9 protein-coding genes are annotated in these 11,452 nt (G+C 55.4%); 3 read left to right on the forward strand and 6 right to left on the reverse strand.

Going from position 1 to position 11,452, the window contains the following annotated elements:
• Positions 1 to 132: 132 nt before the first annotated feature.
• The 6 genes from X474_RS15945 to X474_RS15970 all read right to left on the reverse strand — a co-directional run bounded on the left by X474_RS15945 (position 133) and on the right by X474_RS15970 (position 6,663).
• On the reverse strand, positions 133 to 2,094 hold the full coding sequence (locus tag X474_RS15945) for a SpoIIE family protein phosphatase (protein ID WP_052515292.1): 1,962 nt from the start codon (positions 2,092 to 2,094) through the stop codon (positions 133 to 135).
• A 241-nt stretch (positions 2,095 to 2,335) separates the two neighbouring features.
• Entirely contained in the window at positions 2,336 to 3,022 is a 687-nt protein-coding gene (gene phoU / locus X474_RS15950; protein ID WP_044350285.1) for a phosphate signaling complex protein PhoU, read from the reverse strand.
• A gap of 26 nt (positions 3,023 to 3,048) precedes the next feature.
• Positions 3,049 to 3,819 (reverse strand): phosphate ABC transporter ATP-binding protein PstB, encoded by a 771-nt coding sequence (gene pstB / locus X474_RS15955; RefSeq protein WP_331456627.1) that lies wholly within the window; start codon positions 3,817 to 3,819, stop codon positions 3,049 to 3,051.
• Positions 3,813 to 4,682, reverse strand: a complete 870-nt coding sequence (gene pstA, locus X474_RS15960) for a phosphate ABC transporter permease PstA (protein ID WP_044350286.1) — start codon at positions 4,680 to 4,682, stop codon at positions 3,813 to 3,815. Before pstA ends, pstB begins: the two co-directional genes overlap by 7 nt.
• Complete coding sequence (pstC, locus tag X474_RS15965) at positions 4,679 to 5,650, reverse strand: phosphate ABC transporter permease subunit PstC (protein WP_082464423.1); 972 nt, start codon at positions 5,648 to 5,650, stop codon at positions 4,679 to 4,681. Before pstC ends, pstA begins: the two co-directional genes overlap by 4 nt.
• Before the next feature lie 191 nt (positions 5,651 to 5,841).
• A complete protein-coding gene (locus tag X474_RS15970; RefSeq protein WP_044350287.1) occupies positions 5,842 to 6,663 on the reverse strand; it encodes a phosphate ABC transporter substrate-binding protein in 822 nt (273 codons plus the stop codon).
• A gap of 452 nt (positions 6,664 to 7,115) precedes the next feature.
• Between X474_RS15970 and X474_RS15975 the strand changes: the two genes are divergently transcribed.
• The 3 genes from X474_RS15975 to X474_RS15985 all read left to right on the forward strand — a co-directional run bounded on the left by X474_RS15975 (position 7,116) and on the right by X474_RS15985 (position 11,452).
• The gene (locus X474_RS15975; protein ID WP_044350288.1) at positions 7,116 to 8,252 is read left to right on the forward strand and encodes an acyl-CoA dehydrogenase family protein; all 1,137 of its coding nucleotides are present in this window, start codon (positions 7,116 to 7,118) and stop codon (positions 8,250 to 8,252) included.
• 65 nt (positions 8,253 to 8,317) lie between these two features.
• Positions 8,318 to 9,499: a glutaryl-CoA dehydrogenase Acd gene (acd, locus tag X474_RS15980; RefSeq protein WP_044350289.1), complete on the forward strand. Its 1,182-nt coding sequence runs from the start codon at positions 8,318 to 8,320 to the stop codon at positions 9,497 to 9,499.
• 213 nt (positions 9,500 to 9,712) lie between these two features.
• The gene (locus tag X474_RS15985; RefSeq protein ID WP_044350290.1) at positions 9,713 to 11,452 is read left to right on the forward strand and encodes an acyl-CoA carboxylase subunit beta; all 1,740 of its coding nucleotides are present in this window, start codon (positions 9,713 to 9,715) and stop codon (positions 11,450 to 11,452) included.

Genomic DNA, 11,452 nt, shown 5'->3' on the forward strand with positions numbered 1-11,452 from the left:
AACGGGTTCTCTCTGTGATATTAATTAGGCATCGCCAAGTCTTGATCAGCCCTTCGGCGGATCAAAACGGGCCGCTAAAAAAACCTTGCGAGATGTTTGGGGCCTTTACCATACAAATAACTCTGATGCATTTTAAGAAGAGAAACTCGGAGCCGTCTTTTTATTCTCCGCCATCTCCCGCCTGTGGAACAAAAGCAAGGTCAAATCGTCGAACTGTTCAACTTCCCCGGTGAATTCCCTTTGCGCAGCAACCAGTGATTCCACCATAAGGGGGGCCTTTTGAACGGAACTTTTTTCCAGCCATCGAACGGCCCTATCGATGCCGAACATATTTTCATCAGAGTCAATGGCCTCGTCCAAGCCGTCGGTAAAAATCAGAAGCAGGTCACCTTCCGACAGATGGACTTCAGCCGGTTCCAGGCCCATCTCCTCAATGATTCCCACTGCCATGCCTCCCACCCTGGGGAGCTGTCTGGTTTCACCGGCATGCCGTTTGAGTATTGGGGCTGGATGTCCCGCGCTGGCATAGGTCAGGTTGCCGGAGCCCAGGTGATAAACCCCGAAAAAAATCGTCACAAACATGCACATTTCATTTTCAGGCAGGATCTGGCGGTTAACCTCTTTTAAAACCTCCACCGGCTCGGAGTGGTGCATGGCCGCGTTTTTAATCAAGGTCCGGGCCACGGTCATGAAGAGCGCCGACGGCACCCCCTTGCCCGAAACATCACCGACCACCAGGGCCAGGTGTTCAGGATCTATAAAGAAAAAGTCAAAGAAATCTCCGCCCACTTCCCGGGCGGGAATGTTTTTGGCAAAAAGATCAAACTCAGGCTGATCGGGAAAAGGCGGGTAGCTCCTGGGCAGAATTGACTGCTGTATCCTTCGGGCCAGATCAAGCTCGCCCTCGATACGCTCCTTGGCCGCGGTGGTCTCGGTGAGTTTGTTTATATAGCCGTTTAAATCAGTGATCATGTGGTTAAAGGAATCGGCCAGATCCCCGATTTCATCACCGGGCTTTATGCCCTCCACCCTGGTGGAGAGGTCGCCTTCCGCAAGCCTCCTGGCTGCCGCGGAAAGGAGGGTCAGGGGCCTGGTCAGCCCCACAACCAAAAGCCACACCACCACTACCAGAAATATAAGGCCTATGAATGCGGTAATCGCCTGTTCCCTGGCCAGATCCCAGGCCGGGGCCAACACCTGGCTTTCGGGCACCACCGCTCCCAGGCTCCACCCCACCTCCATGATGGGGGCATAGGCCAACCAATCCCTAACCTCACTATCGGTCCAGTCCTTTACACGCACCACTCCGGCCGAGCCGCGCACCATCCTGCGGCCCAAGTCTCTTAATCCCGGTGCATTTAGAGCCTCGGCCAGGGAAAAAAGGGTCTGACGCATAATCAGGCTTTTTTGAGGCGCGGCCAAAAAAGACCCCCTTTTGGAAAGCACAAAGGCCCAACCCTTTTCACCAACCCCCAAGCGGGCCATCTCCTCGGCCAGGAAATCCAGGGAAAGATCTGCGGTGACAACCCCGATAAGCTTACCGTCCCGGTAAAAGGGTACGGAATAGGTGGTCATGACAATATTGCCGCCGCCCTTGTCCATGTAGGGCTCGCTCCACAGGGAGCGACCGCTCAAGGCAGGGGCCTGGAACCAATTCTGCAAAAGGTAGCCATACTCCCTGTCCTTCAAGTTCAGTTTTTCATAGCCTTTTTGGGAGCGGTGGATATAGGGGCACATAAGCCTTTGGTTTTTATCAAAGGCATAAGGAGCATAAGCGACTGCGGAACCGTAGACCCGGGGGGACCTGCTTAAAAAACTTTTCACCAGGGCCAGAACCGGTTCGATTTGACCCGGCTCAATCACCTCCAGGGCGGCCGCCAGGTTTGTGGCCATGCCGGAAACCTCGCCCATCTCAACCGCCAGTCTGGTGGCCTGGTACGAAGCGACCTGGAACAAAAGCTCCTGATTGGCCTCTGTCAAAGAATCACGGCTCTCTTCAAAGCTGACCCAGGCCATGACCACGGAGACCAGCCCCACGCCCAACAGCACCACCAGGGCAAAACGGCTCCGCAATCCCAAAAGGCGCTTTTTCATGGCTGTCTCTCCAAATGCTCCATCCGGCTTTTTATAGCTCAAAGTTAATGGGGAATATCATTAGCATGTTAGCTGCTGGAGCTCACTCAGGCAAGGGATTCGCATAACAGAACTGAACTGATCCCGCCAAATAGCAAAAAACGGGCCGCCTTAAAAAAGGCGGCCCGATAGCTTATTGACCAAGTCTCTCGAACTTTTTCAGGCTTCGGCCCGGGAAAACCCGTCAGGCCGGCGGCTTATCTCATAATGTCCCATTACCGGGCGCAGATTCTCCCTGGTGGCGGATAACCTCGCCTTCAACCAGGTAAACCACCTCTTCGGCCACATTGGTTGCCTCGTCGGCAATACGCTCTATGTGACGGCTCAAAAGAATCATCTCCACCCCGCTTCTGACCACCTTCCGCTCTTGGGTCATGCTCTGGATATTATCCTCCAGAAAACGCCGGGTGAGCTTATCCACTTCGTCGTCTCTTTCGATAATGCTGCGGGCCCTGTCCGGATCGCCGTTGACAAAAGAGTCCAGGCTGTCGTGAAGCATGGAATGGGAGATCTCGTAGATGCGTTTCAGCACATCCGGGACCTCAACCTGCTCCATCTCGGACAAGGTGATAACCCTCCAGCTGAAGTTAACCGCCTGGTCGCCCACCCGCTCCAAAAACGAGCATATCTTGGTGGTGGCCGCCAAAAACCTCAGGTCAATGGCCACCGGCTGCTGGGTGGCCAAAAGGGTGATTGATTTTTCATCAATTTCGTTTTCCATCAAGTCAATGCGGCGGTCGCCGTTTATAACGTCCTTGGCCAGCCTGGGATTCCTCTGCAAAAGGGCGTTGTAGGCGTCATTCACCGCTGTCTCGACCAGCCCGGCCATGGCCAGGAGGTCTTCCCTAACATCCTGCATGCGACGATGAAAAAAGCTATGCGTTTTCATTATTCGACTCCCTACCCCTTAACGTCCTAGCCAAACCGGCCGGTTATGTATTGTTCGGTCTGTTCCTCGGAGGGGCGGGTAAAGATCATCTCGGTGTTCCCCACCTCCACCAAACGGCCGACATAGAAAAAGGCGGTGGTGTCTGATACGCGGGCGGCCTGCTGCATATTGTGGGTGACTATCACCACTGTGTAATCCTTTTTCAACTCCTTAACTAGTTCTTCTATCCGAGAAGTGGCTATTGGGTCAAGTGCGCTGGTGGGTTCATCCATCAAAAGTATCTCGGGCTTCATGGCTATGGCCCTGGCCAGACAAAGCCTCTGCTGCTGGCCACCGCTTAAACCAAGGGCCGACTGGTCAAGGATATCCTTGACTTCATCCCACAAGGCCGAGGCCTTGAGGGAATCCTCCACCATCTTATCCAGTTCCGAACCGCCGGCCATGCCGTGCAGGCGCGGGCCATAGGCAACATTGTTGTAAATGGATTTGGGAAAAGGATTGGGCTTTTGAAAAACCATCCCCACCCTTCTGCGCACCTCCACCACATCCACTTCCGGATCATAGAGGTCCACACCGTCGAGCAAAACCTTGCCTTCAACCCTGGTGCCGGGGATAAGCTCGTTCATGCGGTTCAAAAGGCGCAAAAAGGTGGATTTTCCACAGCCTGAAGGGCCGATCAGCGCAGTCACCTCGTTTCGCACCACTTTAAGATGAATATCATGCAAGGCGCGAAAATCACCGTAATAAAAATTGAGGCCCTCCACTTCTATGATGGGGGGCATTATTGATTCTACCATTGTTTTGTCCTTCTCATGCGGGCCCGCAACAAAATGGCCAGAAGACTTAAACCCAACACCATGGAGATAAGCACCAGGACAGTGCCGTACTGAAGCGGTCTTGTCTGCTCTATATGGGTTCCGGCGGTGGCCAGCACATAGATGTGATAAGGCAGGGCCATTACTTCATCCATTACGCTCTCGGGCAGATATCTGGCGAAAAAGGTGGCCGCGGTAAACATGATGGGAGCGGTTTCACCGGCGGCGCGCCCCAGGCCCAGAATGCTTCCGGTCAGGATGCCCGGCAGTGCGGCGGGGAGCACCACCTTTCTGATGGTCTGCCAACGGGTGGCGCCCAGGGCCAACGAGGCCTCGCGGAAGGTGCTCGGCACCTGGCGCAAGGCCTCTTCCGAAGCACCGATAACCGTGGGCAGGATCAAAAGACCCAGAGTTAGTGACCCGGCTATGATGCTGGTTCCAAAGCGGAAAAAGACCACAAAAAGCGCCAGCCCGAAAAGCCCGAAGACCACCGAAGGCACACCGGCCAGATTCTGGATTCCGAGCCTGACCACTGTCAGCAGCTTGCCTTCCTTGGCATACTCGCTTAAATAGATGGCCGCGCTCACCCCCAGGGGCAAGGCCACCACCATCGCCCCCACAGTGAGGTAAAAGGTGCCCACAATGGCGGGGAATATGCCACCTTTGGTCATGGAGTCGCGGGGCGCGTCTGTCAAGAATTCCCAGCTGATGGCCCCAAGGCCGTGGATCAGCACAAAAAGGATGATCCCTCCCAAGGCTCCGAGAACCAGTACGATAACCCCCCTTAAGACCCAAAAAGCCGCTTCCTCTTTCAGATGGCGTTTTTTCAGCATGGCCTGGTTCATAGGGTGGCCGCTCCTTTCTGCTGGAAGCGGTTGCTTATATAGGCTGCCACCAGGTTAAAGCCCAGGGTGATAAAGAACAGGACAATACCAATGGCAAAAAGGGCCAAGTAGTGTTCGCTGTCCACCGGGGTTTCCCCCATCTCAGCCGCAATGGTGGAAGGCAAGGGCCTCACCGAATCAAATATGCTGGTGGGTATCTGAGACGCTCCGCCCGCCACCATTAAAACAACCATGGTCTCTCCCATGGCCCGGCTCATCCCCAAGATGGTGGCCGTCCCCATACCGGAAAGAGCACCGGGGATGGTGACTTTGGTAAGGGTTTCCCATCGGGTGGCGCCTAAGGCCAGGGAGGCTTCCTTGAGTTCTCTGGGCACTGAATGCAGGGCGTCTTCACTGATGGAGGTGATGGTTGGTATGGCCATCAAAGCCAGCATCATGGAGGCGTTGAAAATGTTCAGGCCCGAGGGTATATCGAGCCATTCCTGCAGCATGGGTGCAATCACCACCATTCCCACAAACCCCAGGACCACTGAAGGTAGGCTGGCCAGAAGCTCAACCGCGGGTTTAACGATCTCCCGCATCCGATTGCCCGCCACCTCGGCCAAGTAAAGGGCTGCGCCCAGGCCGAGCGGCACTGCAATGACCGAGGATATAATCGTGACTGCCACAGATCCCATGATCAGGGGCAATATCCCGAAATCCGGAGGATCATAGGTGGGATACCATAGTTTTCCGAAAATGAAATCAATGGGATTCACCGTTACAAAAAGGCCGGCGCCTTCAGCAAATAAAAACAAAACAATAAGCGCCATCACCAACACGGAAAAAAGACCGGCCAAGGTGAAAAACAAGCGCACTCTGGCGTCGTGGGAGCGTCTGCGCCCGCCGCCTTTGGCCAATGATTCCCGGTCGCGGTCGGTTTGCCGGGTTTGGGCTCCAACACAAGGGGCCGTTGCTGCTGTTGTCATTTATCTTCCTGCCTTTTTAGGCGAAAGGTTTTTGTTTAGTCCTGAATAATTAACTTATGATTGAACTATAAGGTGTGATTGATCCCGGGGTGGTGACAATTCAGTTACAACCCCCCTATCCGGCAAACAGCGCCCCCCAAAAAGTCGGGGGGCGCTTCAGGCTCATTCAAATCCAGAGTAAAATACAGGTTTTATTTGAAGGGCACAAAACCCTCTTCCTTGACGATCTTCTGACCGGCGTCGCTCTTGACAAAGTCCAGGAAGGCCTTGACATCGCCCTTGGGCTGGCCGTTGGTGAACATGAACAGGGCGCGGGCCACAGGGTAGGATTTATCCATGGCTGTCTTGGCCGAAGCCTGGACGCCGCCCACGGTCAAGCCCTTGATCTTGCTGTTCAGGTAACCGATGCCCACATAACCGATGGCATACTTGTTACCGGCCACGGCCTGGGCCACGGCGCCGTTGCTGGCCTGGAGCTGGGCGTCGGGACGCACGCGCTCTTTTTTCAGGACCTTTTTATTCCACACTTCAAAGGTGCCGGAGCTGGAATCGCGGGAAATCACCACTACGGGCTTGTCGGCTCCGCCGACCTCTTTCCAGTTTTTGACTTTACCGGTGTAGATATCCTTCAACTGGGCCAGGGTGAGATCACGGAGCTGGTTGGAGGGGTTGACGATCGGCACGATGCAGTCTAAGCCAACCACGTGTTTGACCGGGGTCACGCCCTTGTCCTCGGCGCGCTTGATCTCTTTTTTCTTCATGTCGCGGGAGGCGTCGCCGATGTCGGCGGTGCCGTCGATGATGGATTTAATGCCGTCACCGCTGCCGGTGCCCGCCACCGTGATGTTCAAACCCTGATGTTTGTTCATAAAGACCTCAGCGGCCTTTTGAGCCACCGGCAATACGGTGGTGGAGCCGGTGATGGTAATCTTTCCGCCCGCCAGAGCCGGGGCAGCCATCATTGCGATCGCCGTCAGGGCCACAGCGGCCTTGACTACCAAACCTTTACGCATCTTGTTTCCTCCAAAGTACTTAAAAAAATTTAAAGTAATCTCGTGTTCGGTGTTGATGCGAAAGATAACGACAGGATATTACAGCGATGTTACGGCGTCTTGACAATTCGGATACATAACCACCCCCCCCAAAAAAAGCCATCTTAAACATCTGAAATCCCAAGCCCCGTCGGCTCGCCCTTAATCCGGAAATAACTCCTTATAAAAATCACCTGTATCAGTCTTTTAAAAACAGTCATTTTCCCCCGGCAAACACCCTTTTTTATGACCCCTGGTGTAATTAACCTTGGGTTAATGACTTTTTCTTCTGTTTAATTTCTTCCGATCTACATTGTAGCCATAATATAGCCATAAGTTTCTTGTCATCATCTTCCGGTTGGGCTATAAATATTCATCGGAAAACTGGTCACATCCGGCCGTCCGCCCCGGCGGGATATCCCGGTGAGGCACCAATGTTGTCCTTTGAAAACCACGAGAGTTTTCGCAGCTATATTGAAGACTTTGTGCAAAAAGAGATAGCGCCCCTGGCTCCGGCCATAGAGTCGGAAGAAACCTACCCGCAAAAAGCTCACAAGGCTTTTGCCAGGGAAAAACTCTTTTGCCTGGCCATGCCCAAATCCCATGGCGGCGGCGGAGCGGACACCCGCAGCCTGGCGCTTTTGGTTGAGAGTATTGCCAGAGTCAGCCCCAGCGCCGCCCTTTTGGTCTTCCCCACCAATGCGGTGATGCGCACCATTGATCTTACCGGCACCCAAGAACAGAAAGACCGCTTTTTCACCGAACTCTCCCAAGGCGACATGGCCATGGCCTTTTGCCTCACCGAGCCGGAGCACGGCTCAGACGCCTTTGACATGGTCACCACCGCCCGCAAGGAAAACGGCCATTACCTGGTAAACGGGGTTAAGAGCTATACAACCCTGGGATCTAACGCCCGCTATTATCTCACCTTTGTCCGCACCGGCCCCAGACCCAAGGCAGGAGGAATAAGCGCGCTTTTGATTCCCAAAGACGCGCCCGGCCTTGAATTCGGACCACCGGAAAAGAAGATGGGCCTGCACGGCTCCATGACCTCGCAGATGTACATGTCAGATGCCAAGGTGCCGATTGAAAACCGTCTTTGGGATGAAGGCGAGGGCTGGAAGGTCCTGACAAGAGTGGCCAACCCCATGCGGGTCTGGGGAGCCGCCTCCCTGGCCCTGGGCACTGCCCAGGGACTTTTCGACACCTCGCTGGCCCATGCAGCCCATAAAAAGAAAAAAAGCCAGGCCACTGGTTTCACCCTGGCGGATATGGCCATGAAAATCGAGTCATGCCGGGCCTTTATCTACAAGGTCTGTGAAATGGTGGATAAAGAAAACTACTCTCCCAAAAAAATTGAAACCTATACATCCATGGCCAAATGCCTGGCCGCGGATACGGCCATGGAGGTCTCGGAGCTGGCCGGAAGGGTTCTGGGGACGGGCATGATGCAGGCTGACAGCCAGGCGGCGCGTTTCTTTTGCGTGGCCAAGGGTATTCAGATATTTGACGGTTCCAATCAGATCCAACGGCTTATTATCGCCAGGAATCTGCAGAAAAGCGGCTTATAACAAAAGGGCTCGCCAGGCATAAAGGCGCCTTTTCAATTCCAATCGGGAAAGGAAAGCAAGGAAAAATGAATTTTGAACTTTCTGAAGAACTCCAGATGCTAAGAGAGATGGCCCAGGACTTTGCCAAGGAGCAGATCGCGCCGAATGCCGACCAGTGGGACGAAGACCATTATCTGCCCCACGAGGAAGTAATGAAGCCCATGGGCGAATTGGGTTTCTTTGGCACGGTTATTCCCGAGGAATACGGCGGAAACGAAATGGGCTGGCTGGCCGCCATGATCCTCACCGAGGAGATCGCCAGGGCCAGCAGCTCCTTGAGGGTGCAGATCAACATGCAGACCCTGGGCTGCGCCTTTACCATCTTCCGCTACTCCCAAAACGAAGAAGTCAAACAAAAATATATCCCCAAACTGGTGAGCGCCGAATACCTCGGCGGATTCGGCATAACCGAGCCCAACGCCGGTTCAGACGTCATGAGCCTGAAATCAGTGGCCGAAGACAAGGGCGACCATTACCTGATCAACGGCTCCAAGACCTGGATCAGCAACGCCAGCGTGGCCAAATGCGTCATTTTCTACGCCTACACAGATAAATCCGCCGGTTCCAGGGGCCTCAGCGCCTTTGTGGTGGATCTGCGCGACGAAGACGGCAACCCCACCGAAGGCGTCTCGGTTACAGACCTGGACAAGCTGGGATCCCGCAGCTCCCCCACCGGCGAAATCTATCTTGAAAACGTCAAGGTGCCCAAGGAAAACCTCTTGGGCAAGGAAGGCGACGGCGCCAAGATCGTCTTCGGCTCCCTGAACCAGACCAGGCTCTCGGCCGCGGCCGGCGGCGTGGGCCTGGCCCAGGCCTGCCTGGACGAAGTTATCAAATACGCCAATGAGCGCGAGCAGTTCGGAAAGCCCATCGCCTCTTTCCAGATGATTCAGGACCAGGTGGCCCAGATGGCCATAGAGATCGAAGCCACCAGGCTTTTGGTTTACAAGGCCGCGGTGCAGAAAGATAACGGTCAGCTCGGCAACACCCTGGAAGTGGCCATGGCCAAATACAAGGCCGGAGAACTGGCCACCATGTGTTCCCAGTATGCCCTGCGCATCTTGGGAGCCTACGGCTATTCCACTGAATATCCGGTGGCCCGTTTCTACAGGGACGCCCCCACCTACTTCATGGTGGAAGGCTCGGCCAATATCTGCAAGTGGATCACCGCCTTGGACGCCCTGGGCATCCGCAAGGCCAACCGATAGTTACTTTAGCTCCGGCCGGGCCCGGCGGGCCCGGCCGGAGCTTTTCGAAAAAAATCCTGAAGCGGGCCGTGATTCCTCCATTGCCGGGCAGATCAAAAGCCCCGGGGAGGTTTGAAAGACCCTTTTCTTTAGCCCGGTTTTAGCGGCTCAAGACTTAAGGCAGTAGAAACCGGACAGCAGGGGCCCCTAGAAGGGGGCAAGGAGATCTAAGCCATGCATCCCTATTTTGAGAACATGCCCACCTTTGGCAAGGCGCTAAGCGACAAGAAAAAAGAAAAGCTCACCCCCAACCGGGACCAGATCACCGAGGCGCTGGACGTGGTTCTGGCTGAGGTTGAACGGGTCAAGAACGCCGGAATTCCCGCTGAGAAGGTTCACAAACGGGGGCAGATGACGGTCTGGGACCGGTTGGAATATCTGGTTGATCCCGGCACCTTCCGGCCCTTGCACACCCTTTACAATCCGCGTCAGAACGTGGAAGGCACCACCGGCGTGGTCGACGGCCTGGCCAAGATCAGCGGCAAGTGGTGCGTTGTGGCCGGTTTTGACAACAAGGTCATGGCAGGGGCCTGGATCTCGGGTCAGGCCGAGAACCAGCTCAGGATCACGGACCTGGCCAAGAGGTTGAACGTGCCCCTGGTGTGGCTGGTAAACTGCTCGGGTGTGAAGCTCACCGAGCAGGAAGAGGTCTATGCCGACCGCCGCGGCAACGGCACCACCTTTTTCCGTCATGCCGAGCTGGAGATAAAGGGCGTGCCCATCCTGGCCGGGATCTACGGCACCAACCCGGCGGGCGGCGGGTATCAGGGCATCAGCCCCACCTATCTCATTGCCCACAAGGATGCAAACATAGCCGTGGGCGGCGGCGGTATTGTGGGCGGCATGAGCCCCAAGGGATTCTTTGATCTGGAAGGCGCGGAGCAGCTCATAGACGCCACCCGCCACTTCAAGGCCGTGCCTCCGGGATCCGCCCCGATTCACCACGACGCCACCGGCTTTTTCAAGGAAGTGCACGACACGGAAAAGGGCGTGCTCGACTCCATCAAGGAGCACATGAAGCAGATGCCCGCCTATGACCCGGATTTCTTCAGGGTGGATCAGCCCAAGGAGCCCCTCTTCCCGGTGGAGGACCTGAACTACCTGGTCTCCTTCAACCAAAAAGCCACCTATGACTTTGACCAGTGCCTGGCCAGGCTGGTCGACGGAAGCGAGCACATGGAGTTCAGGCCGGATTACGGGCCAGAGGTCTACACCGGCCTTGCCAAGCTAAACGGTCTTTTAGTCGGCGTCATCGGCAACCGTCAGGGCTTCATGCCTCCGGGTTATCCAGCTTATGCCGAAGGGGCCTACCCCGGCATCGGCGGCAAGCTCTACCGCGAGGGTCTTATCAAGATGAACGAGTTTGTCACCCTCTGCGGCAGGGACCGGACGCCGATCGTCTGGTTCCAGGACACCAGCGGAATCGATGTGGGCGACATTGCCGAAAAGGCAGAGCTCCTGGGCCTGGGCCAAAGCCTCATCTACTCCATTGAGCAGACCAATGTTCCCATGATGCTGGTGGTTCTGAGAAAGGGCACCGCCGCGGCCCATTACATCATGGGCGGCCCCACCGCCAACAACCATAACGCCTTCAGCCTGGGCACACCCACCACTGAAATCTACGTCATGCACGGCGAGACCGCCGCGGCGGCATCCTTCAGCCGCCGACTGGTCAAGGAACAGGACGCGGGCAGGGAACTGGACCCGGTCATCGACAAGATGAACCAGCTGGCCCAGGAATATCACGACAAGTCAAGGCCTGCCTATTGCGCCATCAGGGGATTTGTGGACGAGGTGATCAGCTTTGACAACATGCGGGAATACATGACCGCTTTTGCAGAAAGCGCATACCAGAATCCGCTTTCCATTTGCCCTCATCACCACATGATGATCCCGAGGATTATCAAGGGATAA

The sequence above is a fragment of the Dethiosulfatarculus sandiegensis genome, assembly GCF_000931935.2.
Lineage (GTDB): Bacteria > Desulfobacterota > Desulfarculia > Desulfarculales > Desulfarculaceae > Dethiosulfatarculus > Dethiosulfatarculus sandiegensis.

What these genes read in the sequence shown, in the direction of transcription:
- X474_RS15945 (WP_052515292.1), bottom strand. Translation starts at nt 2,094, where the DNA reads ATGAAAAAGCGCCTTTTGGGATTGCGGAGCCGTTTTGCCCTGGTGGTG.
- phoU (WP_044350285.1), bottom strand. Translation starts at nt 3,022, where the DNA reads ATGAAAACGCATAGCTTTTTTCATCGTCGCATGCAGGATGTTAGGGAA.
- pstB (WP_331456627.1), bottom strand. Translation starts at nt 3,819, where the DNA reads ATGGTAGAATCAATAATGCCCCCCATCATAGAAGTGGAGGGCCTCAAT.
- pstA (WP_044350286.1), bottom strand. Translation starts at nt 4,682, where the DNA reads ATGAACCAGGCCATGCTGAAAAAACGCCATCTGAAAGAGGAAGCGGCT.
- pstC (WP_082464423.1), bottom strand. Translation starts at nt 5,650, where the DNA reads ATGACAACAGCAGCAACGGCCCCTTGTGTTGGAGCCCAAACCCGGCAA.
- X474_RS15970 (WP_044350287.1), bottom strand. Translation starts at nt 6,663, where the DNA reads ATGCGTAAAGGTTTGGTAGTCAAGGCCGCTGTGGCCCTGACGGCGATC.
- X474_RS15975 (WP_044350288.1), top strand. Translation starts at nt 7,116, where the DNA reads ATGTTGTCCTTTGAAAACCACGAGAGTTTTCGCAGCTATATTGAAGAC.
- acd (WP_044350289.1), top strand. Translation starts at nt 8,318, where the DNA reads ATGAATTTTGAACTTTCTGAAGAACTCCAGATGCTAAGAGAGATGGCC.
- X474_RS15985 (WP_044350290.1), top strand. Translation starts at nt 9,713, where the DNA reads ATGCATCCCTATTTTGAGAACATGCCCACCTTTGGCAAGGCGCTAAGC.